At 68.5% G+C, this 25,957-nt stretch carries 24 protein-coding genes; 15 read left to right on the forward strand and 9 right to left on the reverse strand.

The window, feature by feature from the left end:
• Positions 1 to 67 precede the first annotated feature (67 nt).
• The 5 genes from dcuS (at position 68) to MLE64_RS08985 (ending at position 7,545) form a co-directional block, all read left to right on the forward strand.
• A complete protein-coding gene (gene dcuS, locus MLE64_RS08965; protein WP_243317418.1) occupies positions 68 to 1,669 on the forward strand; it encodes a DcuS/MalK family sensor histidine kinase in 1,602 nt (533 codons plus the stop codon).
• Positions 1,666 to 2,382: a response regulator gene (locus MLE64_RS08970; RefSeq protein WP_243317419.1), complete on the forward strand. Its 717-nt coding sequence runs from the start codon at positions 1,666 to 1,668 to the stop codon at positions 2,380 to 2,382. The genes dcuS and MLE64_RS08970 overlap by 4 nt, the downstream gene beginning before the upstream one ends.
• A 443-nt stretch (positions 2,383 to 2,825) precedes the next feature.
• The gene (gene dctA, locus MLE64_RS08975; RefSeq protein WP_243317420.1) at positions 2,826 to 4,136 is read left to right on the forward strand and encodes a C4-dicarboxylate transporter DctA; all 1,311 of its coding nucleotides are present in this window, start codon (positions 2,826 to 2,828) and stop codon (positions 4,134 to 4,136) included.
• A gap of 250 nt (positions 4,137 to 4,386) precedes the next feature.
• A complete protein-coding gene (locus tag MLE64_RS08980) occupies positions 4,387 to 5,502 on the forward strand; it encodes a hypothetical protein (RefSeq protein ID WP_243317421.1) in 1,116 nt (371 codons plus the stop codon).
• An 825-nt stretch (positions 5,503 to 6,327) separates the two neighbouring features.
• Positions 6,328 to 7,545 (forward strand): sulfatase-like hydrolase/transferase, encoded by a 1,218-nt coding sequence (locus MLE64_RS08985; protein WP_243317422.1) that lies wholly within the window; start codon positions 6,328 to 6,330, stop codon positions 7,543 to 7,545.
• Between the two features lie 357 nt (positions 7,546 to 7,902).
• Here the strand turns inward: MLE64_RS08985 and rpsR are convergent, their stop codons facing one another.
• The 6 genes from rpsR to MLE64_RS09015 all read right to left on the reverse strand — a co-directional run bounded on the left by rpsR (position 7,903) and on the right by MLE64_RS09015 (position 11,322).
• Positions 7,903 to 8,169 carry a 30S ribosomal protein S18 gene (gene rpsR / locus MLE64_RS08990; protein WP_243288345.1) on the reverse strand — a complete coding sequence of 89 codons (267 nt, stop codon included), beginning with the start codon at positions 8,167 to 8,169 and terminating at the stop codon, positions 7,903 to 7,905.
• Positions 8,166 to 8,555 (reverse strand): 30S ribosomal protein S6, encoded by a 390-nt coding sequence (gene rpsF, locus MLE64_RS08995; protein ID WP_243288344.1) that lies wholly within the window; start codon positions 8,553 to 8,555, stop codon positions 8,166 to 8,168. The genes rpsR and rpsF overlap by 4 nt, the downstream gene beginning before the upstream one ends.
• Before the next feature lie 125 nt (positions 8,556 to 8,680).
• Entirely contained in the window at positions 8,681 to 9,259 is a 579-nt protein-coding gene (gene pth, locus MLE64_RS09000; RefSeq protein ID WP_243317423.1) for an aminoacyl-tRNA hydrolase, read from the reverse strand.
• A gap of 85 nt (positions 9,260 to 9,344) precedes the next feature.
• The gene (locus MLE64_RS09005) at positions 9,345 to 9,977 is read right to left on the reverse strand and encodes a DUF6448 family protein (protein WP_243317424.1); all 633 of its coding nucleotides are present in this window, start codon (positions 9,975 to 9,977) and stop codon (positions 9,345 to 9,347) included.
• Between the two features lie 24 nt (positions 9,978 to 10,001).
• Positions 10,002 to 10,595: a TetR/AcrR family transcriptional regulator gene (locus MLE64_RS09010; RefSeq protein ID WP_243317425.1), complete on the reverse strand. Its 594-nt coding sequence runs from the start codon at positions 10,593 to 10,595 to the stop codon at positions 10,002 to 10,004.
• Between the two features lie 85 nt (positions 10,596 to 10,680).
• Positions 10,681 to 11,322: a 50S ribosomal protein L25 gene (locus tag MLE64_RS09015; protein WP_243317426.1), complete on the reverse strand. Its 642-nt coding sequence runs from the start codon at positions 11,320 to 11,322 to the stop codon at positions 10,681 to 10,683.
• Between the two features lie 181 nt (positions 11,323 to 11,503).
• On the opposite strand from MLE64_RS09015, the gene ppk1 reads away from it, so the two are divergent.
• Together ppk1 and MLE64_RS09025 are read left to right on the forward strand one after the other, a co-directional pair.
• On the forward strand, positions 11,504 to 13,636 hold the full coding sequence (ppk1, locus tag MLE64_RS09020) for a polyphosphate kinase 1 (protein ID WP_243317427.1): 2,133 nt from the start codon (positions 11,504 to 11,506) through the stop codon (positions 13,634 to 13,636).
• A gap of 194 nt (positions 13,637 to 13,830) precedes the next feature.
• Positions 13,831 to 14,865 carry an Mrp/NBP35 family ATP-binding protein gene (locus MLE64_RS09025; protein ID WP_243317428.1) on the forward strand — a complete coding sequence of 345 codons (1,035 nt, stop codon included), beginning with the start codon at positions 13,831 to 13,833 and terminating at the stop codon, positions 14,863 to 14,865.
• 3 nt (positions 14,866 to 14,868) lie between these two features.
• On the opposite strand, the gene MLE64_RS09030 is transcribed toward MLE64_RS09025, so the two are convergent.
• Positions 14,869 to 15,408, reverse strand: a complete 540-nt coding sequence (locus tag MLE64_RS09030) for a TraB/TrbI/VirB10 family type IV secretion system protein (RefSeq protein WP_243317429.1) — start codon at positions 15,406 to 15,408, stop codon at positions 14,869 to 14,871.
• A gap of 7 nt (positions 15,409 to 15,415) precedes the next feature.
• Positions 15,416 to 16,414: a PstS family phosphate ABC transporter substrate-binding protein gene (locus tag MLE64_RS09035; RefSeq protein WP_243317430.1), complete on the reverse strand. Its 999-nt coding sequence runs from the start codon at positions 16,412 to 16,414 to the stop codon at positions 15,416 to 15,418.
• A 98-nt stretch (positions 16,415 to 16,512) separates the two neighbouring features.
• On the opposite strand from MLE64_RS09035, the gene MLE64_RS09040 reads away from it, so the two are divergent.
• Genes MLE64_RS09040 through MLE64_RS09050 form a run of 3 tightly spaced genes read left to right on the forward strand, consistent with a single transcriptional unit; the run spans position 16,513 to position 20,029 of the window.
• Positions 16,513 to 16,956, forward strand: a complete 444-nt coding sequence (locus MLE64_RS09040) for a PaaI family thioesterase (protein ID WP_243295589.1) — start codon at positions 16,513 to 16,515, stop codon at positions 16,954 to 16,956.
• Between the two features lies 1 nt (position 16,957).
• Positions 16,958 to 18,001 carry a potassium channel family protein gene (locus MLE64_RS09045; RefSeq protein WP_243317431.1) on the forward strand — a complete coding sequence of 348 codons (1,044 nt, stop codon included), beginning with the start codon at positions 16,958 to 16,960 and terminating at the stop codon, positions 17,999 to 18,001.
• A 3-nt stretch (positions 18,002 to 18,004) separates the two neighbouring features.
• Positions 18,005 to 20,029, forward strand: coding sequence for a cation:proton antiporter (locus MLE64_RS09050; protein WP_243317432.1), 2,025 nt, complete (start codon positions 18,005 to 18,007; stop codon positions 20,027 to 20,029).
• A 3-nt stretch (positions 20,030 to 20,032) separates the two neighbouring features.
• Here MLE64_RS09050 and MLE64_RS09055 read toward each other — a convergent pair whose 3' ends face one another.
• Positions 20,033 to 21,520, reverse strand: a complete 1,488-nt coding sequence (locus MLE64_RS09055; protein ID WP_243317433.1) for a M20/M25/M40 family metallo-hydrolase — start codon at positions 21,518 to 21,520, stop codon at positions 20,033 to 20,035.
• A gap of 102 nt (positions 21,521 to 21,622) precedes the next feature.
• On the opposite strand from MLE64_RS09055, the gene MLE64_RS15775 reads away from it, so the two are divergent.
• The 5 genes from MLE64_RS15775 (at position 21,623) to arsB (ending at position 25,957) form a co-directional block, all read left to right on the forward strand.
• Positions 21,623 to 22,012 (forward strand): ArsR/SmtB family transcription factor, encoded by a 390-nt coding sequence (locus MLE64_RS15775; protein ID WP_279343018.1) that lies wholly within the window; start codon positions 21,623 to 21,625, stop codon positions 22,010 to 22,012.
• Positions 22,009 to 22,347, forward strand: a complete 339-nt coding sequence (locus MLE64_RS09070; protein ID WP_243317434.1) for a carboxymuconolactone decarboxylase family protein — start codon at positions 22,009 to 22,011, stop codon at positions 22,345 to 22,347. The genes MLE64_RS15775 and MLE64_RS09070 overlap by 4 nt, the downstream gene beginning before the upstream one ends.
• Positions 22,348 to 22,474: 127 nt before the next feature.
• Positions 22,475 to 23,098: an arsenite efflux transporter metallochaperone ArsD gene (arsD, locus tag MLE64_RS09075; protein WP_243317435.1), complete on the forward strand. Its 624-nt coding sequence runs from the start codon at positions 22,475 to 22,477 to the stop codon at positions 23,096 to 23,098.
• Positions 23,099 to 23,108: 10 nt separating this feature from the next.
• Positions 23,109 to 24,857 carry an arsenical pump-driving ATPase gene (gene arsA / locus MLE64_RS09080; protein WP_243317436.1) on the forward strand — a complete coding sequence of 583 codons (1,749 nt, stop codon included), beginning with the start codon at positions 23,109 to 23,111 and terminating at the stop codon, positions 24,855 to 24,857.
• Positions 24,854 to 25,957, forward strand: coding sequence for an ACR3 family arsenite efflux transporter (gene arsB / locus MLE64_RS09085; RefSeq protein ID WP_243317437.1), 1,104 nt, complete (start codon positions 24,854 to 24,856; stop codon positions 25,955 to 25,957). The genes arsA and arsB overlap by 4 nt, the downstream gene beginning before the upstream one ends.

Consider the following 25,957-nt stretch of genomic DNA (forward strand, 5'->3'; position numbering starts at 1 on the left):
CCCAGAACGGACGGGCCTCCGCCGGCCTCGCCTTTCCTCGTCCTTCCGCCCTACGATGGTCCCTACCATGCCGCGGATGCGCCCGTTCCTCCAGCTCCGGACCCGGATCACCATCCTGGTCTCGCTGATCCTGGCCTTGGCCCTGACCGTCACGGGGGCCATGGTGGACTGGCGCATGGCCCGCCAGACCCGGGACGCCCTGGGGCAGAAGGTGGTCCTGCTGTCGCGGATCACCGCCGAGGCGGAGGTGGTGCGGGACGCCCTGGCGGGAAGCCGCCCCCAGGCGGACGTCCAGGACCTTGCGGAGCGGATGCGGATCGAATCCGGCGTGGACTACGTCGTGGTCATGGACATGAACGGGATGCGGCTCTCGCACCCCAATGCGTCCCTCCTCGGCGCCCGGTTCGCCGGCGGCGACGATGCGGAGGCGTACCAGGGGCGGTCCTACCTTTCCATCGCCAAGGGCACCCTCGGCCTTTCGCTGCGCGCCTTCACGCCCGTGTGGAAAGGCGACCGGCAGGTGGGGGCGGTGGCGGTGGGCATCCTCCAGTCGGGGGTGGACCGCACGATCGTGAGCGTGCGCAAGCGCATCGTCATCGGGGGCGTCATCGGGTTCGCCGCGGGGATCCTGGGGGCCATGTACCTGGGCGGCCGCATCAAGAAGATCCTGCTGGGTATGGAGCCGCAGGAGATCGCCACCATGCTCCAGCAGCGCAACGCCATGCTGCATTCGGTGCGGGAGGGCATCATCGGCGTGAACCGGGAGATGGTGGTCACCATCGTCAACGAGGAGGCCCTGCGCCTGTTCGCGCTGGCGGGAAGCCACGGCGAGCTGGTGGGCCATCCGGTGGAGGAGGTCCTCCCCAGCTCCAGGCTGGGCACCGTGATGGAGACCGGCCAGGCGGAGTACGACCAGGAGGGCGACATCCTGGGTCTGCCGATCCTGACGAACCGCGTTCCTGTCATGGTGGGCGGCCGCATCACCGGGGCCCTGGCCACCTTCCGCGACATCACGGAGATGAACCGGCTGGCGGAGCAGCTGACGGGCGTCCGCCTGTACGCCAATGCCCTGCGGGCCCAGGCCCACGAGTTCATGAACAAGCTCCACGTGATCCTGGGGCTGGTCCGGCTGGAGGAGTACGAGCGCCTCAAGACCTACATCGCCGGCGTGGCGGGCCGGCTGGACGACGAGGTGGGCTTCGTGGTCCAGCGGATCAAGGATCCCGTCATCGCGGGCTTCCTGCTGGCCCGGTTCGCCTCAGCGCGGGAGCAGAACATCCATATGGAGCTGGACCAGGACGCCTCGCTGCCCCCCTGTCCCGATGACGCGGCCTCCCACGATCTCGTCACCGTGCTCGGCAACCTGCTGGAGAACGCGGTCGAGGCCATCGGCGACGGCGCGCGCCGCGAGATCCAGGTCTCGCTCCGGCCCGAGGGCACCCTGCTGCACCTGTCCGTCGCGGACAGCGGTCCGGGGATGCCCGAGGACATCCTGGCCGAGGCCTTCAACCTGGGGTTCTCCACCAAGGGGGAGAACCGCGGTTTCGGCCTCTGGCAGGCCGCCCGGGCCATCGAGACCCGGGGCGGGCGCCTGGTCGCGCAGAACCGCGAAGAAGGCGGCGCCCTCTTCACGGCCACGTTTACCCTGTTCCTCCGGGAGGAACCATGATCCGGGTGCTGCTGGTCGAAGACGACCCCATGGTGGCCGAGCTCAACCGCATGTTCTTGAGCCGAGTGCCGGGTTTCGAGGCCGTGGCCTCCGCCGGCAGCGCCGCCGAGGCCCTGGACCTGCTGCGGCGCCACACCGTGGACCTGCTACTCATGGACATCTTCATGCCCGGGCAGAGCGGCATCGAGCTCATGGGGGAAATTCGCCGCCAGGCCCTGGATGTGGACGTCATCTTCGTGACGGCCGCGAGGGATGCGGCGACCATTGATCGGGCCCTGAAGCTGGGCGCGGTGGACTACCTCATCAAGCCCTTCGAGTTCGAGCGGCTCAAGCAGGCCCTGGATCGCTACGGCGAGACCCGCCGCCTGATCCGGGGCGGGCAGGTCCTCGACCAGACCGAGCTCGACAAGCGCCTGGCCGGGCGGGCCGCGGAAGGCCGGAAGGCGGAGGGGCTCCCCAAGGGCCTGGACCGGAACACCCTGGAGAAGGTGGTGAAGGCGGTCGCGGCTTGGCAAGGGCCGTCCCCATGGTTCACCGCCGAGGAGATCGGCCACCAAGTGGGCATCTCCAGGGTCTCCGTCCGGAAGTACTTCGAGTTCCTCGGCGCGCTGAAGGTGCTCCGGATGGAGCCCGGTTACGGCACCGGGGGGCGGCCAGTCCACCGCTTCCAGTTCCAGAAAGGGTACTTGCGCGAGGTCCAGAAATACCTGTGATTCTCCGGGGGTCCTCCTGGCCACGCAGGCGTGGCCAGGATCTAAGGTCGCGCTGCGCGCCTCCACCTGACGCCACGCGGGGCGTGGCTCCCACTCGCCCTTTGGGCTCGCGGAGGTGGAGCCTCCCCCCGGACCCCCGCGCTCGACCCGGCGGAGCCGGACCTCGCTTTGACGCTTCGGGTTGAGTTGTTGGTCATCCGGGGGGGATCCGCTTTCAAAAGTTCCAAATCGGGGAATCAACTTCCAGAACGGTGCGTTCCGGGAAGGCTGACCGAGAATCAGGAAACCTACCCGCAGGTCGTGTGAGCAGTGCATCTGTTCGGCACCCGGGACCCCTCCCGGGTTTCCGCTCAGACCTCCGGCATCTTTCCCACCACGTTTCCTTCCGGCCCCCTCGGGGCCGCCTGTCCCCCATGTCTGGATCTTCTGAAAGGACCATCCGCATGTTCAAGCGTGCCGCATCAAAACTGTACAACTGGGTCGCCGTCATGATCGTCCTCGGGGCGATGCTGGGGCACTTCTACCCCGCCGTCGCCGTGAAGATGCAGCCCCTGGCCGACGGGTTCATCAACCTGATCAAGATGCTCATCCCGCCGGTGATCATGTGCAGCGTGGTGCTGGGCATCGCCGGCTCCGGCAGCATCAAGAAGGCCGGCCGCGTGGGCGGGAAGGCCATCCTCTACTTCGAGATCGTCAGCACCCTGGCGCTGGTGATCGGCCTCGTCATGGCCAACGTGTTCGGGCCCGGCCGCGGCTTCCACGCCGACCCCTCGAAGCTCGATCCCAAGCTCGTGGCCAACTACGTCACCCAGGCGCAGCACCTCACCGTGACGGACCACCTGCTGAAGATGATCCCCAAGACGCTGTTCAGCGCCTTCACGGAGGGCGACATCCTCCAGGTGCTGCTGATCTCGGTGCTCATGGGCTTCTCCCTCGCCGCCCTGCCCGACAAGGTCAAGGATCCCGTCGTCTCCATGCTGGACAACCTCAGCAAGATGTTCTTCGGCGTCATGAAGCAGATCCTCTATCTCGCCCCCCTGGGCGCCGGCGCCGCCATCGCCTACACCATCGGGAAGTTCGGCCTCAAGTCGCTGATCCCCATGGCCCAGCTGATCTTCCTCTTCTACGCCACCTGCGCCGTCTTCATCTTCGTGGTGCTGGGCATCATCGCGCGGCTGGCGGGCTTCAACATCTTCAAGGTGGTGGGCTACATCAAGAGCGAGCTGCTGCTGGTCATGGCCACCAGCTCCTCCGAATCCGCCCTCATCCCCCTTATGGAGAAGATGGAGAAGCTGGGCCTCTCCAAGTCCATCGTGGGCCTGGTGATCCCCACGGGCTACTCGTTCAACCTGGACGGCACGAACATCTACATGACTCTGGCCTCGCTCTTCATCGCGCAGGCCCTGGGCATCGAGCTCACCCTCGGCCAGCAGCTGGGCATCCTCGTGGTGGCCATGATCACCAGCAAGGGCGCCGCCGGCGTCACGGGCTCGGGCTTCATCACCCTGGCCGCCACCCTGGCTGTGGTGCCCACCATTCCCGTGGCCGGCATGGCGCTGATCCTCGGCATCGACAAGTTCATGTCCGAGGCCCGCGCCATCACCAACCACATCGGCAACTGCATCGCCGCCGTCGTGATGGCCAGCTGGGAGAAGGAGCTGGACTGGGACACCTTCCACGCCACCCTGGGCGGCAAGGCCGAAGCGGCCGCGCCCGTGGTCGAGGTGCCCGTCCTGGCCAACGAGATGGAATAGGGCCGTCGGGCTGCATCAGAAAGCGGGGGCTCCGGCCCCCGCTTTTTGTCGGGCCGCCGCAAAAATCTTCGCGGCCGTGGCTTCGATGGACCCCTTTCTGAGTGAAGAGATCACAGCCTTTAAGTGAGGCGCACCTCCGCAGGGATGGGCTGATGGTAGAACAAATGGTGTATATACATTGACTTGCGTGAATTCGGAGGCGGCACCACCCTTCAGGTCCAGCGTTTCCCCGCTCCCTGAGGAGGTGTGCATGACATTCCTGAAACCCTTCGCCCTCGGGGCCGCCCTCGCGGTCCTCCCGCTCGCCCTTGCGGTCGGGTGCAATCAGAAGTCGCAGTCCGAGTCCACGGAATCCAAGGATTTCGCCAGCAAGGTCGCCGAGACCCAGCAGGCTGAAGGCCAGGCCCAGGGCGTCACCAAGGCCCAGGCCGAAGCCATGGCCAAGGCCGGTTTGCAGCCCAACGCCGCGGGCATCCAGCTGACGGAGGACCAGCGGGCCCTCCTGGAGGCGCGCATCAAGGCCGAGAAGAACAACGGCACGGCGGCCCTCCTGCAGGAGATCCTCGACCGCGACAAGCAGATCGGCGAGCTCAACACCAAGGTCGCCAGGCTCCAGTCCCAGCTGCCCAAGCCCCAGATCGCCACCGAGAAGGACAACCACTTCGCCATGGCTGTGCGCTTCCTCAAGGGCAAGGGCCTCTCGGAGGAGAAGGCCAAGACCCTCGCGGCCCGGGCGAACATCCTGGAAGAGCTCCAGCCCGGCTGGCAGGTCTACCAGCAGTACGCCGGCGGCGCCTACTTTACTGCCGTCACGCAGGGCAAGGCCGAGATCGGCCCCACCGAGTACCTGCACAACCAGCGGGCGGCCCTGCAGAAGGATCGCGATGACCTCTCCACCCAGGTGCAGGACCTGAAGACCGAGCGCTCCAAGGTGCAGGAGGAAGTGGACGCCCTCCATTCCGAGAAGACCACCTTGACGGCCCAGGTGAGCGAGCTGACGACCCTGAGCCAGGCCCAGAAGGTCAAGCTCAACTCGATGCACTACCTGGTCGGCCAGCGCAAACAGCTGGAGAACGAAGGCGTCATCGTGGTGCCCGTCTTCGCCAAGGACCGCATGGGCCCCAAGGCCGTGGCCTCCCGCTTCGTGAAGGATCTCCCGCTGGATGATCCGAATCCCCAGGTCCAGATCCAGGCCTCGGACGTGGGCCTCGCCAAGATCAGCAAGGTGAACGTGGTGCCCGGCTCCCTCCAGAAGGACAAGGACTACACCGTGATCCTCGCCGACGACCGGAAGAACGCCACCATCCGCATCCTGGACCCCGAGCGCCTGCGCAACGACCGCGTGGTGTTCGCGGTGACGGATTGAGTGAGGACGACCACAACTCAAATTTGTGGCATGCGAAAAAGCGGGGGCTGTGGCCCCCGCTTTTTCGCAGGTTCAAAACCGAACCTCATCCGTGGCGAATGGCAGCAGCGCGATGCGAGGGGCGGGTGGGCTCCCGTTGAGCCTGCCCGAGGGAGGTTTTCGTCCGGGAAACGAAGGGGGCCGGATGGCTCCCACTGTTGAATGTCTGCCGCGCCTGGCCTCTTCCGGGGCCCTTGAGATGGAACCACCCTGTCTGCGCTGAGTTCCAGCTCGGCTCGTCTGACATTCCCAGAGCGCCCGCTCCGAATTCTCTGACTAAGGTCCAAAAGGCAGATCAATGTAGGTTTATTGCCCTCCCCCATGCGCAGTACTTGTCCTTGGGGCGTCAGGTGTTCACAGTGACCTCATCTGGAGCCTCCAGTGGTCACGGAATCGATCCTGCCCAGACCTCTCGAGTTGACCCGACGAGCGCAGGCGCTGGTTGCGTGCGCGCTGCTGGTGGCGCTATCGCTGTGGATGAATCCCCAGATCCCCCACCGGATGGCCGCCTTGGGGCACCCGCTGAAACGGTTGATCTACCTGGTGGAAATCCTGACTGCAGTCTTGGCGCTGGTGGGTTGCGGGCTCGCCCGTCGCCGGTGGGCGATCCTGGGGGGGCTTTTCTTCTCGCTCAATTTTCTGGTCGGTACCTCCTTCTTCAGGATCAGGGGGCGGCCCCTGACCCTGGTCGACGGGAAGACTCTCCTGGAATCCGTCGGGAACACGGGAGATGCGCTATCCCAATTCACGGCACCCATCGTCATCGTGGTGCTGCAGGTCCTGGGGGTGCTTGTCCTGCTTATCTGGGTCCGCGTCGCCCTGCGGATCAGGAACAGCATCCCCATGATCACCGCCAGCCTGACCGCGGTCGTCATGTACGTGGCGATCCTGGCCATCGGTGGAGACACGGCACTGAATGGGTTTCCCATGCAGTTCCAGGCGGGCCTACACGCCGGAACTCTGGCCGTGGATGCCGCGGCCCGCCGATGGGTGCAAGACGGGAAGGCCGCGGCGGCGGCGTTCCAGCACGTTCCCATGGACCCCACGGTGCGGCACCTCGTTCTCGTCATCGACGAATCGGTGGAAGGGGGCGCGTTCCGGGACCTGGTCGATCGGGCCCACCTCCCGAACCTCCGCAATCTCGGTCTGGGGTACAGCTTCGCCAATTCCAGCGCCGCGTCGAACCTGATGCTCAGGCGGGGCGCTGATCCGAAAGATCCGGGAACATCCCTTCGCCACTTCCCCAGCCTTTTCCAGGTGGCGAAGGAGGCTGGGTTCCGGACCACCTACATCGATTGCCAGGGTGTGTTGAACGACCTGGCCATCCAGGACTACTTCGATGACTTCGAGAAGTCCTTCATCGACGAAGTCCTGCCGTCCGGGGCGTTGGGTGTGCGAACGGAACGGGATCTCAATGCCATCCCCGCGCTGATCGGCCGGCTGGGGAAGGCGGAGCGGACGTTCACCCTCATCAACAAGGTCGGGACCCACTTCCCCTATGCGCATAGCCTTCCGCCTGAGCTGGCCGGGGCCCCGAACCCCTATTCCATCTCGATCTCCCGGGCCTCGCTGGCGTTCCTACAGGGCCTGGCTGGGCGGCTTCCGGAGGGCACCCTGGTGTTCTATACCAGCGACCATGGGCAAAATTTCCAGGCCAAGGCCCCCCATGGGAATCTGCCCGGGGAATGCGGCATTTCCGAGTGGACCGTCCCCGCGATCGTGCTTTCCAGCCCTGATCTGGCAGGCAGGCTCCAGGGCATCGATCCAGGCTGGCAGGACCATGCGTCGCACGCCCTGATAAGTGAATCCATCCGGAATCTCCTGGGCCAGCGGATGCCCGGGATGCCGACGCTCTGGTCGGCGCCCAGCCCCGAAGACGCCTCCAGGCACCGGGCCTTCTACGGCTCGCCCATGGGATTGTTCGGCAAGCCCATTTCCTATCTGATCATCGACAAGGATAAACGTGTGTTCCTGCCCCAGCCGGGGGTGCCGGACCTCCCTTGAATGGGCCAGGCGGCTGACATCCGAGTCGCCGCGGGCATGGAAGCCGGATACGACAATGCGGGGGCACCCACCCCCGCATTGTCGATAACTATGATCAGGGTAAGCCTCAAACTTCCTGCGGAAGTACGGGACTGGGCGCTGTAACGTTCGAGCAGCCTCGGCCTCACAGCGCCTGGTCCGTGGCAAACGGCCGCAGCGCGATGCGAGGAACGATGCGGGTCGCGGAGAAGGCTCCGAGGGAGCCTTCGGAGGGGGGCCCCGCCGACCCGAGTGCGCGCGTAGCGCGCGCGGAACATCGCCATAGAAAAAGGAAAGCCGCCCGGAGGGCGGCCTTCCGAAGGAGAACGGACGATGAGGCTAATCCGTGGCGAACGGCAGCAGCGCGATGTTGCGAGCGCGCTTGATGGCTTCCACGAGGGCGCGCTGGTGGACGGCGCACACGCCGCTGGTGCGGCGGGGCAGCACCTTGCCGCGCTCGGGGGTGAAGGCCTGGAGGGTCTTCACGTCCTTGTAGTCGATGAGGGTGCTCTTCTCGACGCAGAACTTGCAGAACTTGGCGCGTCGTCCCCCAAAGGCCTTCTTCTTCTTGGGCTTGCCCTTCTTGGCATCGGCGCGGCGCTTCATCCCATCACCTCTTCAGCGGAACGTTCCTTGATGCCGGCCTGGGCCTTGCGCTTGGCCTCGCGCTCGATGCGCTGCTTGGCGCGGCCCGCGGCCTTCTCGGCCTCGTCCATGCGGACGCTCAGGTACTTGATGACCGAATCGTGGTTGCGGAAGCGGCGCTCCAGCTCGGCGATGAGGTCGGGACCCGCGTTCATCTCGAACAGCGTGTAGTAGCCCTCGCTGAACTTCTGGACTTCGTAGGCCAGCTTCTTGCGGCCCCACTTGTCGGTCTTGAGCAGCTCGCCACCCTGCTCGGCAATGATCCCCTCGAACTGCTTGACGAGCTCATCGCTCTGCTCGTCCGTCAGTGTGGGGGAGGCGATGAAGATGGTCTCGTAGTGACGCATCTGTCCTCCTTGTGGATGTGAAGCCCCCCTCTGGGTTCCGGGGAGCAAGGAAGACGCCTCCAGCGGAGGCGCGAACGGATAGTTTCGCGTGGAAAGGCAGGAAATTCAATGGAAAGTCGTGCGGCTCAGCCCTCGGCCGGGACCCAGAACGCCGCCGGATTCACCAGGTTCGCCAAGCCGCCCAGATCCTCCGTCTGCCCGAGCAGCTCCAGGAACCGGGCGAAGGGGGCGTCCAGCCGGTCGATGACCTCCCATTCGGGGTCGGTCCAGCGCTGCAGCACGTAGTCCACCAGGGGGCGCTGGAAGGGGCCGATGCCCAGGCGGAGGCGGGCGATGTCCGTGGTGCCCAGGCTCTCGAACACGGAGCGGAGGCCGTTGTGGCCGCCGCTGGAGCCGTCGAGCCGGAAGCGGCCCGTGCCCAGGGGCAGGTCCTTGTCGTCGTAGAGCAGCACCAGCTTGCGGGGGTAGATCCCCACCGCCTCGGCCTGGAGGCAGGCCTCCCCGGAGAGGTTCATGTAGGTGGCGGGCACCAGGGCCTGGAGGCGGTCCGTCAGCGGGTAGAGCGTGCCCGAGGGGAATCGCTTGGCCGGAGATGGTGTCAGCTCCCGGTCCGCCATCCAGCGCTGGAGCATGAGGCGGCCGAGGTTGTGCCGGGTGTCTTGGTACTCGGGGCCGGGGTTGCCGAGGGGAACGAGGGTCCACATGGGTTGAAGCTATCAGCTGTCGGCTGTCAGCTCTCGGGAAAGGCAGCGGGCGCCGTCTGGCGCCCGCTCGCGGAGTGGAGAGCCTTCAATGCTGGTGGTGGGGCTCGGGCTTGGCGGGGGCGGCATGGGCTTCCGCTTCGGCACCTTCGGCGTGGGCGCCGCCACCAGCGGCGGCCTGGTAGACCCCGTCCACGTAGTGGAGGAAGTCCACGTAGGCGGCCACGGCCTTCCGGCCGGAGGCGGGATCGGACGTGGCCTGGCCCCGGGTGGCGCGGGCCTCCTTGAAGCGGGCCTCGAGGCCGGGCTTGAGGACGCCGTGCATGAGGTCGAACACGGGCTTCAGGTCGCCGGAGGCCAAGGCCTTGTCCGCGGCGGGGATGGCTGGGCCGAAATCCAGGCCCGCGGGCTTGAGGCCCGTGTAGGGCGCACCCTCGCCGGCGCGGTGCACGCGCACCAGGGTCTCGAAGAAGTAGGCCTCGGCCAGCTCCTTCGCCTCGGGGCCCAGCGCGCCGACCTTGAGGGTGCGGGCGAAGGCCGCGCGGATCTGCGCCTCGTCCCCGGCCTTCACCCAGGCGAGCACCGGGTTGACGTCGCCCTTCGCCAGCGCCTTCCGGGCGGTGACGATCACGGGGCCGTCCAGGGCATCGCAGTGGGCGCTCAGGGGCAGGGCGCTGAGGCCGGCCAGGAGGGCCGTGAGCAGGATGGGAAGCTTTCGCATGGGGAACTCCGGGAAGCCGCCGGCTCAGGGGGCTGGCGGGGGTTGCAGTAACGCCAGAAGGGTGGCGCAGGTTTCATCGGCGTCCTGGGGCCGGCCCTGGCCGGCGGCCTGGGCATGCACGAGTTGCATGAGCATTCCGAAGACCACGGACAGCAGGGCCCCCGCCGTGAGATCGCCGCGAATGGCACCTTCCCGCTGCCCCTCCTCAAGGGCGGCCTGAAGGAAGGCTCGGGTCCGCATGACCACGGAGCGGAGCCGCTCGGCGGCGGCGGCCGGCAGGGCCAGGGCGAACTGCTCGGAGAACATCAGCCGGCCGATACCCCGGTGGCCGCCCACCACCCTCGCCCGGGCCCGAAGCAGGGCCAGGAGGCGCTCCAGGGGCGGATCTGTCTCCGGGGGGAAGGTGCCGAGGATCAGCTCCTCCACCCGCAGGACCACGGCCTCGAGGATCTCGTCGCGGTTCGCGAAGTGGCGGAAGGGCGCGCCGCTGCTCACCCCCAGCTCCGCGGCTAGGGCGCTGGTCGTCAGGGCGGCGATGCCCCGGGTCTCGATGATTCGGAGCGCCGCATCCGTAATTTCGATGCGCTTGGCAGTGAGTTCCAGGGCAGATCCAGCCATGTCTTGAATGTAAGTAAGTACTTACTTCTGTCAATCCCAAAAAAAACGGGCGCCGAAAGACGCCCGCTTTCCTGATAGTTGAGAACTACTTCTTCTCTTCCTTCTTGCCCTTCTTGGCCACTTCGGGCTCGGCGGCGGCGGGAGCGGCAGCTTCCTCTTCCTCGGCGGCCTTGCCGCGGACGGAGCAGACCGTCTGGTGGGCGTCGCCCACGAAGGCCACGTTGGGCATGAGGGCGATCTGCTCGAAGCGGATGCTGTCACCCACGTTGAGGTTGGTCACGTCCACGTCGATGTGGGCGGGGATGATGCTGGGCAGGCACTCGAGCTCGATCTCGCGGTGGGCGAAGTCGAGGATGCCGCCCATGCTCTTCACGCCGATGGAGGTGCCGATGAGGCGTACGGGCACCTTCACACGCACCTTGTGGGTCATGTCCACGCGCATGAAGTCGACATGGCGGAGACGGCCGGTGACGGGGTCGCGCTGCAGGTCCTTGATGATGACGTGGCGCTTGATGTCCGTGCCCTCGCGCTGGAGGAACATCACGGAGTTCATGCCGGCGTCGCTGGCCAGCACGCGGGCCACGGCCTTGGGGCTGATGGCGATGGCGATGGGCGCCTCGTTCAGGCCATAGACCACGGCGGGGATCATGCCGTTCTTTTTGAGATCGCGGATGGCGGCCTTGCCGAAGGTCTCGCGCTTGGGGACGACCAGGACTTCCTGGGACATGTCTTCCTCCTACCTGGCGGCTGGATGCCGCCCTCTCGTTGGGGTGGGTCCGGGCGGACCATTCGGCGCCTCCCCATGGAGGGCCGAACCACCGATTCTGCCTGAAAAAGCCCCGGAACCAAAGGGGATATTCCCCGCGGCCCGGCACACGGCGGTCACAGGCCGGGATTATCCTGCTTCCATGTTCCACCCCATCCCCCGTCCCGAGGAGCTGCTCAACCGCGAGCTGAGCTGGCTGGACTTCAACGCCCGGGTCATGGAGGAGGCGGAGGATCCCTCGGTGCCGCTGCTGGAGCGGGTGAAGTTCCTCGGCATCGTATCGAACAACTGGGACGAGTTCTTCATGGTGCGGGTGGCAGGCATCTGGCGCCAGATCGACGCTGGGATCACCCAGCCCGGCCCGGACGGCCTCACGCCCCGCCAGCTGCTGGAGCGGGTGGCGGGGCGGATCCACGCCTACTCCGCCCGGCAGCACGAGCTGTTCCACGCCATCCTCGAGCCCCAGCTGGAGGCCGCGGGCATCCGCATCCTCGACCCGAAGGCGCTGGATGGGGTCCAGGAGGCCTTCGTCCTCGACTACTTCGAGCGCAGCATCCTGCCCCTGATCACGCCCCTGGCCGTGGACACGGGCCATCCATTCCCCCGCCTGGGCAACCGGGCCCTGGTGCTGGTGGTGGAGCTGGTGCCGGACGAGGACCTGCTGGATGGGGACCTGCCGGCCTCGGAGCTGTCCTTCATCCACGTGCCCACGGGCCTCGCCTCCCGCTTCCTCCGCGTGCCCTCGGGGCCGGACGCCCATGCCTTCGTCATGCTCGAGGACGTGGTCCGCCACCACCTGTCCCGCCTCTTCCTGGGCTATGCGGTGAAGTGCTGCCACGCCATTCGCGTCACCCGCGACTCGGACCAGCCGGTGGAGGAGGACCCCTCCGAGGACCTGCTCAAGACCGTGGAGGAGAGCCTGCGGGACCGCCGCCGCGGCGCTGTCGTGCGCCTTCAGTACGAGCACGGCCTGTCCGCCAAGGTGCTGGACCTGCTCATCGAGGAGATGGAGCTGAGCCCCGAGGACCTCTACCCCAGCTCGGGCCTTACGGCCTTCTCCGACCTCATGCAGCTCTACGTGCAACTGGACCTGCCGCACTTGAAGGACTCGCCCCTGCCGCCCCTGCCGGTACCCCAGCTGGACCAGGCGGGCAGCGTCTTCGACGCCATCGCCAAGAACGACATCCTCCTCCACCACCCCTACCAGAGCTTCGACGACAGCGTGGTGCGCTTCGTGCGGGAGGCCGCCGAGGATCCCAAGGTCCTCGCCATCAAGATGACGCTCTACCGGGTGACGGCCAACAGCCCCGTGGCCGCGGCACTGGAGCGCGCCGCGGAGCGGGGCAAGCAGGTGGCCGCCATCGTGGAGCTGCGGGCCCGCTTCGACGAGGCCGCCAACATCGCCTGGGCCCGGCGCCTGGAGAAGACCGGCGTCCACGTGGTCTACGGCCTGCCCAACCACAAGATCCACTGCAAGGCCTGCCTCGTGGTGCGCCAGGAAGCCGCCGGCATCCAGCGCTACTGCCACCTGGGCACGGGCAACTACAACGAGCGGACCAGCCGCCTCTACTCGGACCTGGGTCTCTTCACGGCCCGCCCGGAATTCGGCGAGGACCTCTCCAACCTCTTCAACATGCTCACGGGCTACACCCGCCCCCCGAAGTTCAACCAGATCCTCCTGGCGCCCCAGCACCTGAAGAAGGCGCTCAAGGAGCGCATCCAGCGGGAGATCGGCCACGCGCGGAAGCAGCGCCCGGCGCGGATGGTGCTCAAGATGAACGCCTTGGTGGACCCGCAGCTCATCCAGCTGCTCTACGAGGCCAGCCGCGAGGGTGTGAAGGTGGACCTCATCGTGCGGGGCACCTGCTGCCTGCGGCCCGGCGTGCCGGGCCTGTCGGAGAACATCCGCGCCCTGTCCATCCTCGACCGCTTCCTGGAGCACGCCCGGATCTACCACTTCGCCAACGACGGGCGGCCCGAGACGCTGCTCGCCAGCGCCGACCTCATGCCCCGCAACCTGGATCGCCGCGTGGAGCTGGCCTTCCCCCTGGTGGATCCGGTGCTGGCCGCCCAGGTGATGGAGATGGTGGAACTCCAGCTGCATGACACCCTGAAGGGCCGGGTCCTCGGCCCCGAGGGCGACGTGTTGCGCCGGGGCCTGGATCCCCAGGACCCGCCCCTCCGCAGCCAGCTCCGCATCTACGAGCACACCCTCCTGGCCAGTGGGGTGGGGGCTTTGACCCAGAAACTGGGGCCGCTGGACCCTGACATTTGATCCGCGCTGTCGCAGGGCGATAAAAGATCTCCACGAAGGGCACGAAGGAAGGGCAAAAAGGGCACGAAGGGAAGGCGGGGCATTTCCAAATCTCCTTCGTGTTCTTGTGGTTTCATTCGCGCCCTTCGTGGAGATCCTTTTGAATGTTCGAACCTTGATTTCGCCCATGGCAGACTAATGAGCTGGAGACACGCATGACGAAGATCAGCCGCGCCGCCCTGTTCGAAGCCTTGAACGCCTATGTCGTCCCCGGCACCAACGCCACCCTCACGAACCTGAAGGCGGTGAAGGGCATCGATGTCACCGAGGGCAAGGTGACGGTGCTGCTCCAGCTCATGGATGCCTACCGGGACCGTGTGGCGGTCATCAAGCAGGCGCTGGAGGAGATCATCCTCAACCAGCCGGGCGTCACGGCGGCGGACATCGAGATCGGCTGGGAGAAGACGGCCCAGGTGGAGTTCAAGAACCTCATCCCCGGCATCAAGCGCTGCGTGGTGGTGGGCTCCGGCAAGGGCGGCGTGGGCAAGAGCACAGTCACCGCCAACCTCGCCATCGCCCTGGCCCAGGAGGGCCTCAAGGTGGGCCTGCTGGACTCGGACATCTACGGCCCCTCCATCCCCATGATGCTGGGCCTGAAGGACTCGCCCCTGGGCACGCCGGACGGCCAGATCCTGCCCCTCGAGAAGTTCGGCATCAAGGTCATGTCCATGGGCCTGCTCATCGAGGAGGATCGGCCGGTCATCTGGCGCGGCGCCATGCTCAACAAGGCCCTCCAGCAGTTCCTGAAGGACGTGGCCTGGGGCGACCTGGACGTGCTGCTCATCGACCTGCCGCCCGGCACCGGCGACGTGCAGCTCACCCTCATCCAGAACGCCCAGGTGGATGGTGCCGTCATCGTCAGCACACCCCAGGACGTGGCCTTCCTCGATGCGAAGAAGGCCATCGGCATGTTCGGCACGGTGAAGGTGCCCGTGCTCGGCATCATCGAGAACATGAGCAGCTTCATCTGCCCCGGCTGCGGGAAGGAGACCCAGATCTTCGGCCACGGCGGCGTGAAGGCCGCGGCCATCCGCATGGAGCTGCCCTTCCTGGGCGAAGTGCCCATCGACCTGGCCATCCGCGAAGGCGGGGACAGCGGCAAGCCCTTCGTGGCGGAGCATCCCCACAGTGTCCAGACGAAGGTCTTCCAGGACATGGCCGAAACCCTCAAGAGCGTGCTGAAACTCTAGGCTCTAAGGTTTCCCAAAGGCCTCCACGCGGAGGGGCCGGGCCACGGTGAGCGTGGCCTGGCCGCCGTCAAGGATGTCGAGCCGAGTTCCGGGGCCGAGGCGGAACCCTTCCTCCGGAGCCCCCAGGCTGCGGCCGTCCGGGAGGGTCAGGGACTGGAAGGCCACGAACCGGTACTCGCCGCGCAGCAGGTGGACCAGGCCCACCAGGCGGGTGCCGGCCGGCAGCAGCAGCGCGCGGCGGCGCGCGTCATAGACCGGCGCTTCCAGGCTGAAGTGGATCAGGGTGCGGCCGGGATCCGTCGGAGGCGCCGTGAGGTCGCCTTCGATCCGCAGGGGCACTTCGAGCCCCGCGGGCACCGGGTAGGTCGAGCCGTCCTCCTGGAGGCGCAGATCGACAGCTCCTCGCGTCGCGGGCGCGGCCGGCAGTTGCAGGACGGTGCGGTGGGGAGGCGGCGCGGGAAGGGGTTCCGGCCCGGGCCCGAGCAGGGCACCGAGCATCACCGGCATCAGCAAGGGCATCATCAATGGCCTCAGAAGGGACATGGCGGCCTCAGTTGAGCTTGCCCACGCCCATGGCCGCGAGGTCGCCGGGGATGGACACGGCCCCGAAGCTGGCCACCGCCGCCTGGCCCTCCCGGGACAGGACGAAGTGGAGGAACTCCTTCACAGTGGGATCCAGCGCGCGGCCCGGGGCCTTGTTCACGTAGATGTAGAGGAAGCGGGTCAGGGGGTAGGTGGCCTTCTGGATGGTCTCCAGGGCCGGTTCCACGAAGGTGTCGCTGCCGAAGGAGGCCACGGGCACGCCCTTCACCATGCGGTTGGCGTACTGCAGGGGACCGTAGCTGATGCCGCCGCCGTCCACCGCCGGCGCCTCCACCACGGCGAACTGGTCCATGAAGGCCTTCACGCCGGGCTTGAAGTCGCCCTTCTTCATGACGTGCTCCCGGAAGAAGGCGCGGGTGCCGGAGTTCTCGTCCCGGCCGTAGGCCTGGATGTCGCGCTGCTTCCAGTCACTGCCGAGGCCCAGGTCCCCCCAGCGCAGGATGTCGCGCTTCGCGCCGCTCTTGCGGGTGGTGGAGAAGATGGCGTCGATCTCCTCCATGCGGAGCTGCTTGATGGGGTTGTTGGCGTTGACGTAGACCACCAGGGCGTCCACGGCGACGGGGATGCGCGTGGGCGCGTAGCCGTACTTGGCCTGGAAGGCCGCCAGCTCCGCGTCGGTCATCTCGCGGCTCATCTGGCCCATGATGGCGCTGCCCTCAATGAGGGCCTTGGGGGCCGTGGCGGAGCCCTTGCAGATGAACTGCGTGGCGACGCGGGGGTGGACCTTCTTGAAGTCCTCGCCCCAGAGCACCATCAGCGGTTCCATGGAATCCGAGCCCACGCTCTTCAGCTCGCCCGACACCGGCCGTTCCGCGGCGTAGGCGGGCAGGGCCACTTCCCGGGCCGCGGGAGCCGAGGGAAGTGCGGGCGCGGGGACCGCTCCGGGCGGCTGGCAGGCCAGGCCGAAGGCGAGCAGGGCGATGGGCGCGATCGCGCGAATGGTCATGGGGATTCCTCCGGAACCATTGCCCCACGGCGGCGTGACGCGGTCGTGAAGCCCCGGCTCCTTTGCCGTGACCTCGGTGAATGGAGCTATCCTGGACCATGGTCAAGCCGCACATACCCGAGACCCTCGCGCCGGATCTCCTGGAGCGCCTGCGCGACCGCTTCCACCCCTGGCCGCTCATCAGCGGATGGGGGCTCACCATCGAGTCCGTCACCCCTGGCCAGGCAGTCATGGTGCTGGCGCCCACCAAGGCCGTCATCAACGGCAGCCGCGGCACGGTGAACGGCGGAGTGCTGGCCACCATCGCCGACATGGTGAGCGCCCTCGCCCTCAGCACCGCCTTTGACGGCGCCATGCCCTTCGCCACCTCCGACCTGCACATCCGCTACCTGGAGCCCGCCCGGGGCGAGGTCCGTGCAGAAGCCCAGGTGGTGCGGATCTCCGGGCGCAGCGGCATCCTCGCGTGCCGGCTCACCTGCGGCCCGGACCTGGTGGCGCACAGCACCGCCAACTTCGCCATCAAGGCCGGTCTCGGAGGGTGACGTGAGGGCCGGGACGCCATTCCCCGAGAAGCGGAACGGGCGCCAAGCCGTCCCCCTGAGGCGCCTGCAGTACACCCTGGCCCTGCTGGTGGCGGTCATCGTGTGCGGGGGGCTCGGCTACCACCAGCTCGCGCATCTCAACGCCCTCGACAGCCTCTACATGGCCGTCACCACCCTGTTCACCGTGGGCTTCCGGGAGCTGGGCGACGTGAACGCCCGGACCAAGCTCTTCACGATCTTCTATCTGGTCATCGGCCTGGGCGTGGCTTCCTACGCCGTATCGAACCTGACCGCCCTGCTCCTGGAGGGGGACCTCAAGGGCTACATCATGGAGCGCCGCATGCAGAAGCGTCTGGATGACCTCAAGGACCACATCATCGTCTGCGGCTTCGGGAAGATGGGCTTCCAGGCCGCCTGGGAGCTGAAGAAGGCGGGCATCCCCTTCGTCATCATCGAGCAGGACGAGACCAAGGGCCGCAGCCCCCGCTTCGCCGGCGAGATGATCCTCTACGGCAACGCCATGGAGGAGATGGTGCTGGAGCGCGCAGGCGTCCGCCGGGCCCGCGGCCTCATCACGGCCCTCACCACCGACGCCGACAACGTGCTGGTGACCCTCACCGTCAAGCAGATGCGCCCCGACATTCCCGTCGTGGCCCGCAGCGCCAAGTTGGGCACCGAGCGCCAGCTGAAGGCGGCCGGCGCGGACCACATCGTGAGCCCCTACGAGATTGGGGGTCGGCGCATGGCCGGCCTTCTGCTCAAGCCCGAGATGATGAACTTCTTCGACATCGTGCTTCAGCAGGAGCAGCTGGAGCTGGGGCTGGAGCGCATCGCCATCGCCACCGGCTCGCCCCTGGTGGGCCAGACCCTGCGGGAGGCCCGGTTGCGCCACGCCACCGGATCGCTGCTGGTGGGCCTCGTGCATCCCGGCTCCGGCCTGCGGTTCAATCCCTCCGGCGAGGAGCGCTTCCAGAAGGGCGACGAGCTGCTGGTGATGGGGCCGCCGGACGCCCTGGAGACGCTCACACGATTGGCCCGGGGCTGAGGCGTGGAGGGGCACGCGCGCCTCCTGCTGGACCTGGCCATGGTGCTGGGCGTCGCCGCGCTGACCTCGGTGCTCTTCCAGAAGCTGAAGCAGCCGGCGGTCCTGGGCTACCTCCTGGCTGGCATGATCGTCGGGCCCCATGTGCCCGTGCCGCTGGTGGCGGACCTGGACAACGTGCGGCTCATGGGCGAGCTGGGCGTCATCCTGCTGATGTTCACCATCGGCCTGGAGTTCAGCCTGTCGAAGCTGCTGCAGGCCGGGCCCCAGGCCCTGCTCACGGGCACGCTGCAGGTGGGGACCCAGCTGGTGGTGGGCTTCCTCGCGGCGCGGCTGCTGGGGTGGCCGCCCCTGGAGAGCGCCTTCTTCGGCGCCAGCCTCGCCATCGCCTCCACCATGATCCTGGCCAAGCTCTTCGACGAGCGCGGCATCCGGGGCCCGCTGAAGGAGACGATCCTGGGCGTCCTGCTGGTGGAAGATCTCCACGCCGTGCTGCTCCTGGCGGCGCTCACGGCGGCGGCCTCCCTGGGCGGACCCAGCGGCAGGGCCATCGCGGGCACGCTGCTCAAGCTGGCCGCCTTCCTGGCCGTGCTCATCGGTCTGGGCCGCCTGGTGGTGCCCCGCGCCGTGCGCTGGGTGGCGGACCATGCGCGGGACGAGGTGCTGCTGGTGGCGGCGGCGGCACTCTGCTTCGGCCTGGCCCAGCTGGCGGCCTGGGCGGGTTTCTCCGTGGCCATGGGCGCCTTCGTGGCGGGCATGCTGGTCTGCGAATCGGGCCGGGGCCGCAAGGTGGAGCACCTGGTCCACCCATTGCGGGACCTCTTCGCGGCCATGTTCTTCGTAGCTGTGGGCATGCTGATGGAGCCGGCGGTGGTGGCGCGCGACTGGCCGCTGGTGCTGCTCTTCACCGCCCTGGTCATCGTCGTGAACGCGCTTTCCGTCACCGTGGGGGCCACGCTCGCGGGCCTGCCCCTGGCCCTCGGCGTGCGCGCGGGCCTCGCCCTGGGGCAGGTGGGGGAGTTCGGGTTCATCCTCCTCAGCGCGGGCATCGGCCTGGGCGTGGTGGACCCTTCTCGCTACGCCCTGCTGGCGGCCATCGGCGTCGCCACGGCCCTGGCCACGCCGGCGCTGCTCAGCGGAGGGGAGCCCGCGGCCCGGTTCGTGGAGCGGCACCTGCCCGTGGCCCTGAAGACCTACCTGGGCCTCTACCAGTCCTGGGCCGCCGCTCTGCGCGCTCCGGCGCTCCGCAAGGCCCCGGGGGCCGCGGCGCGGCGGACCTTCCTGCGCCTGCTGCTGGATGCGGTCCTCATCGGCCTGGTGGGCGTCCTCGCCCCGCGGGTGATGCGGCTGGGGGCCACCTGGCTCGAGGGGCGGGGCGCGCTGGGCCACACCCTGGCCCAGGGCGCGGTCCTGCTGGCGGCGGTGGTCGTGGTGGGCTTCCTGGTGAGCCGCATGGTGCGCCGCACCCGGACCCTGGCCGAGCGCCTGCTGGACCTGCCGGGTCCCGGCGGCCTGGGCAGCCGTCCCGACATGCGCCGCGCCTTCCGCACGGGCCTGCGCCTCGGCGTGCTGCTGCTCACGGGCCTACCCGTGCTGGCGGCGGTCTCGGCCCTCATTCCCCTGGCCTCCCTGGGCGCGCTGGGCGCGGCCGCAGCCCTGGCGATCCCGCTGCTGCTCTGGCGGCGGGCCCGGAGCCTTCAGCGGGACCTGGATGCCGGCGCTGACTGGATGGGCGCGGAGGCCCGGGATCCCTGGGGCGATCCAGATGCGGCGCCGGCGGCTCCGGCTGGGGGCTGGCGCACCCTCCGCATCGGGCCCCGCTGCCCCTCGCTGGGTCGCAGCCTCGGGGATCTGGACCTGCCGGGCGGTTCGGGTGCGGCCCTGGTGGCCCTGCTGCGGGAGGGCCACCTGCTGGAGCCCCGGCCCGACGCGCGCCTGCAGGCGGGCGACCTGCTGGCCCTCAGCGGCCCGGCCTCGGCCCTGGATCAGGCCGAGGCGCTGCTGGGACGGGAACCGGGCCCGGGGGCCTGAGCCTCAGCGAGGTCCCTGGGGGTTCACCGCCGCCACGGGCGGCCGGAGGTTCATCCCGTGGGGCAGGCGGACCGGCATCTCTGCCAGCTCCCAGGCGGTGATGGCCATGGCCTGGGCGCCCTGCACGAGCTGGTCCGGGATCAGGTGGTCCGGGAAGTCCATCTGGCTGTGGTGGGTGCCCAGGAAGTAGTCCGCCGGATCCTGGATGGCGGCGAAGGCGGGCACGCCGGCTCGGTCGAAGGGGGCGTGGTCCGTGCTGCCCATGACGCGCAGTGAAAGGTCCTTCACGCCCAGGTCGTTGAGGGGCGCGATGGCCTGGGCCATGCGGCCACGGCAGTCCTCCCGGCCCTGCAGGGTGAAGCCCTTCACCATGCCCGTGCCCATGTCGTGGATCAGCACCGCCTGGATGGCGTCCAGCTCGGCCCGGTGGGCCTCCACGTAGGCGCGGGAGCCCAGCAGGCCCTGCTCCTCGCCACTGAAGAGCACGAAGCGGATTGTGCGCTTCGGCTTCAGGCCCGTGGCCTGGAAGGCGCGCAGGGCCTCCAAGACGATGGCGCTGCCCGTGGCGTTGTCCGTGGCGCCGGTGCCCAGGTCCCAGCTGTCCAGGTGGGCGCCGAGGATGACCACCTCGTCGGGCTTTTCGGTCCCCTTGAGCTCGCCCACCACGTTGAAGGCCTGCACGGGGGCCTTGGAGAAGGCACCGCCGAGGCTCAGCTCCAGTTTCACGGGCTCCTTCCGGGCCAGGAGGCGCAGCAGCATCTTGTAGGGTTCCTGGGGGACGTAGGCCGCGGGAAGGCCCGCCTTCTTCGGGTCGTGGCCCGCGCCGCCGGCGGCGAAGCCCAGGCCGTTCTTCCGGGCGGACATGGTCAGGGCGGCCAGGGCACCTTCGTCCTTGAGGAGTTGGTTCATGGCGGCCTGCTCGGCCTGGTAGGTGGCGAAGTCCGCCCCCCGGCGCGCCAGCGGAGGGCGCTTGTCATCGGGGTTGGTGCGCAGGAGGATCTTCCCCTTGAGCTGGCCCTTGAAGGGCTGGAGCTCCTCGAGGTTTCGGGCATCTACCAGGATCAGCTCGCCACGGACCGGGCCCCCGGTGGCCGGCGTCCAGGCCTGCTGGTCCACCCGAAACCGGATGCCATTGTGCGTGAGCAGGCGGGCGCTGTCTGTGCCCCGGGTCCAGGCCAGGCCGAAGTCGTAGGCCTCCTCGTGGACGTTCGCCGCGCCGAACCGCGTCAGCTCGCCCATGGCCCAGGCCTGGGCCCGGCGAAGCTGCTCCGAGCCCGTGAGGCGGGGGCCGATGGTGTCGCAGAGCTGCTCCACCCGCGCCACCACCTCCGCATGGTCATGGATCTCCCGGAGCAGGCGGCCGGCCGGCGTGGCGGGATACTCCTTCAGGACCGGCACCGGGGAGGGGGCCGGCGCAGTCGGAAAGGGGGCCTGGGCCCGGAGGAGGGCGGCCAGGGCCAGCCAGGGCAGGGCGGAGGGGAACCGCGTCATGGGACCTCCAGGAGGGATGAGGCCTCTAGAAAACATCAAAAAACGAGGTATGACAAGACTCGGGTTTGAGCGTATGCTGACGATGTTTCGGGAAATAGCGAAATGACCTTTGAACCCCTCCGTCCCCTCGTGGACACCCTCAAAGTCCTGGCCCACCCCGTGCGCCTGCGCATCCTCGCACTCCTGCACGGGGGCGAGCTGTGCGTCTGCGAGGTGGCCGAGGTGCTGGGCCTGGCGCCCTCCACCGTCTCCGAGCACCTGACCGGCCTGCGCCGCACGGGGCTGGTGCGCGAGTGGAAGGTGGGCCGCTGGGTCCACGTGGCCCTGGCCGACGAGGCCGCCACCCGGCCCCTGCTGGAGGCCCTCTGGCCCCTCATGGCCGGCGCCGAGGCCGAGCTTTCCCGGGACCGGGCCCAGGCCCGCGCCCTCCGCTGCGATCCCTGCGACCCCGTCGCCTGTCCCCCTTCCCGCACCCTCCAGGAGCACGCATGACCACCCAGGCCCAGACTGAGACCTCGACCGACTCCGGCCTCAGCGAGACCACCCTCAACCTCATCGCCCTGGGCGCCGCCATCGGCTCCAACGCCGAGCGCGCCTTCCGCGCCCACCAGAGCCGCCTGGAAGAGTTGGGCGTCTCCAAGGACGACATGATCGAGGCCGTGAACATGGCCCTGCGCGTGAAGGGCGATCCCCACTCGCGGATCATGGCCCTGGCCCAGACGACGCTGGTGGGCGAGAGCGCCGGCGGCTGCTGCGGCGGCGCCTGCGCCTGCGAAGAGGCCGGCGGCCAGAAGGGCGACTGCGGCGACGACTGCGACTGCGGCTAGGAGCGCCCATGTCTCCGGATCGCCTGTCCCCCCAGAGCGCGGCCTTCCCGGCCCGCGACGGGGCGGGCCGGAGTCCGGAATCGAAATGGGTGACATCCGCGCCAGAGCCCACACCAGGAGAGGTCCCATGATCCGCGTCCAGGTGTTCGATCCTCCCATGTGCTGTTCCACCGGCGTCTGCGGCCCTTCCGTGGACCCCAGGCTCGTGCGCTTCTCCGCGGACCTGGACTGGGTGAAGACACAGGGCGTGGCCGTGGAGCGGTACAACCTCGCGCAGCAGCCCCTCGCGTTCGCCCAGGATCCCGAGGTCAAGGCGGCCCTCCAGGGCGAAGGCGAGAAGGCCCTGCCGCTGATCAAGGTGGAGGGCCAGGTCCAGAGCCGCGGACGCTACCCCTCGCGGGAGGAGCTCGCCGCATGGCTGGGGCTGGGCGCTCCGGAACCCTCCCGCTTCACGGAGGCGGTCCAGGAGCTCGTCGCCATCGGCGCCGCCGTGGCCGCGAACTGCGAGAGCTGCTTCAAGTTCCACTACGACAAGGCCCGGCGCCTCGGCGTCTCGCGGGAGGACATGCTCCGGGCCGTCCAGACAGCCCAGAGCGTCAAGCAGGTCCCCGCCAAGTCCGTGCTGAGCCTGGCGGAGCGCTACCTGGCCCAGCCATCTCGCAGCCGGATCGAGGCCTCGGACCTCGGGCCCGGGCTCGGGGCTTCCTCGCTGGAAGACGGCGCCGGCCAGACCCCCGGTTCCTGCGGTTGAAGCGCATCTTATGGCTCTCCTCGTCCCCCATCCCACGCAACTCCTGTTCTTCACGGGAAAGGGGGGCGTCGGCAAGACCTCCGCGGCCTGCAGCACGGCCATCGCGCTGGCGGACGCGGGGAAGCGGGTCCTGCTCGTCAGCACGGATCCGGCCTCCAACCTGGATGAGGTGTTGGGCACGGAGCTGTCTGGCGAGCCTCAGTCCGTTTCCGGGGTGCCGGGCCTCCGGGCCCTGAACATCGATCCGGAGGAGACGGCCCGTGCCTACCGGGAGGGCATCATCGCACCCGTCCGGGGCCTGCTCCCCGAGGCGGTCGTCGCCAGCATGGAGGAGCAGCTCTCGGGGGCCTGCACCACGGAGATCGCGGCCTTCGATGTGTTCTCCCGGCTGCTGGGCGATCCGGCCCGGACGGCGGACTTCGACCACATCCTCTTCGACACGGCGCCCACGGGCCACACCCTGCGGCTGCTGGAGCTTCCCGCGGCCTGGTCCACCTTCATCGAGACCAACGTCGGCGGGAACTCGTGCCTCGGGCCGCTGTCGGGGCTCTCGGCCCAGCGGGGGCTCTACGAGGCCGCCCAGGCCGCGCTCCGGGACACCGGCCGCACCACCCTCGTGCTGGTGGCCCGGCCCGATGACGCATCCCTGCGGGAAGCGGAGCGCACCCGGATCGAGCTGGCCCACCTGGGCCTCCGGCAGGTCCACCTGATCCTCAACGGCCTCTTCCGGGCGATGGGTTCTTCGGATCTCATCGCCGCGGAGTTGCAGGCCCGGGAAGCCCAGGCCCTGGATCACCTCCCCGAGGGGCTCCGGGAGCTGCCCCGCACGACCGTCCCCCTGCTGCCCTACGGCCTCGTCGGCCTGGGGGCCCTGCGGAGCATGGGCGGCGAGAAAGGTTCGCCGCGTATCGAAGCGGCCGGCGAGGCGGTCGACCCGTCCCGGTTCGACACGCTGGAAGCCCTGGCGGATCGCCTGGTGGCTCAGGGCAAGGGCGTGGTGATGACCATGGGCAAGGGCGGCGTGGGGAAGACCACCCTGGCGGCCCGCCTGGCCCTGCGGCTGGCCGGCGCAGGCTTCCCGGTCACGCTCACCACCACGGACCCGGCGGCCCATGTGGAGGCGGCCGCCCCCGTGCGGCCGCCCACGCTGCGCGTGACCCGCATCGATCCCGAGCGGGTGACGGAACGGTACCGGGCGGAGGTCCTGGCCGCGGCGGCGCCGGACCTGGACGCCCCGGGGCGCGCGCTCCTGGAGGAGGATCTGCGCTCGCCCTGCACGGAGGAGATCGCCGTCTTCCGGGCCTTCGCGGAGACCGTGGCCCAGGGCCGGGAGGGCTTCGTCATCATCGACACCGCCCCCACAGGACACACCCTGCTCCTGCTGGACGCGGCGGAGGCCTACCACCGGGAGGTGCTGCGCCAGTCCAGCGATGCGCCGGAAGCCGTGAGACAGCTCCTGCCGCGCCTTCGCGATGCGGCCTTCACGCGCATCCTGCTCGTCACCCTTCCCGAGGCCACGCCCATCCACGAGGCCATGCAGCTGGAAGGGGACCTCGCCCGCGCCGGGATCCGTCCCTTCGCCTGGGTGGTGAACCAGAGCCTCACGCCCCTGGCGGTCACGGATCCCGTCCTGAAAGCGCGCCGGGCCCAGGAGGCCCGCTTCCTGAACGAGCTCCTCCGCCACACCTCCTCCATCGTGCTCGAGCCCCTCGCCTGCGTTCCGGCAGACCCCGTTCTTTCCCCTGGAGTCCACCCATGACAGCGCCCATGACCGCGCCCAAGCGCCTCGCCTTCCTGGACCGCTTCCTCACCCTGTGGATCTTCCTCGCCATGGGGCTGGGCATCCTGCTGGGCTACGCCGTCCCGGGCTTCAACCGGGCGGTGAACAGCCTCAACGTGGGGACCACCAGCCTGCCCATCGCCGCGGGACTCATCCTGATGATGTACCCCGTGCTGGCGAAGGTGCACTTCGAGGAGATGGGGAAGGTGTTCCTGAACCGGAAGGTCCTGACCTTCTCCCTGATCCAGAACTGGGTGGCGGGGCCGGTGGTCATGTTCCTCCTGGCGGTGCTCTTCCTCCGCGACAAGCCCGAATACATGGCGGGCCTCATCCTCGTGGGGCTCGCGCGGTGCATTGCCATGGTCATCGTCTGGAACGACCTGGCCTGCGGGAACCGCGAGTACTGCGCGGGGCTCGTGGCCTTCAACGCCGTCTTCCAGATGCTGCTCTACTCCGTCTACGCGTGGTTCTTCCTCACGGTGGCCCCGGGCTGGCTGGGCCTGCACGGGGTGGCCATCCATATCACCATGGGCGAGATCGCCAAGACGGTCCTCATCTACCTGGGCATCCCGTTCGCGGCGGGGCTCATCACCCGCCTGGTCCTGGTCCGGATGAAGGGCCACGAGTGGTACGACCACCGCTTCGTGCCGGCCATCAGCCCCATCACCCTGGTATCGCTGCTGTTCACCATCGTGGTGATGTTCAGCCTGAAGGGCGACAGCATCGTCCGGGTCCCCTTCGATGTCGCGCGGGTGGCCCTGCCCCTGCTGCTCTACTTCCTCATCATGTTCTTCGTCTCGTTCTGGATCAGCCACCGGCTTGGCGCCCCCTACGGCCACACGGCCACGCTCTCCTTCACGGCCGCCTCCAACGACTTCGAGCTGGCCATCGCCGTGGCCGTCGGCACCTTCGGCATCGCCCACGGGGCGGCTTTCGCGGCCGTCATCGGGCCGCTTGTGGAGGTTCCCGTGCTCATCGGCCTGGTCAACGTGGCCCTCTGGCTGCGGCGGAAGTGGTACGCCGCCGGCGCGGAGGAAGTCGCAGCCACCGGATCCGCGGCGGATTCTCACGGGAGGTGA

The sequence above is a fragment of the Geothrix paludis genome (genome assembly GCF_022808815.1).
In the GTDB taxonomy this organism is placed as follows: Bacteria; Acidobacteriota; Holophagae; order Holophagales; family Holophagaceae; genus Geothrix; species Geothrix paludis.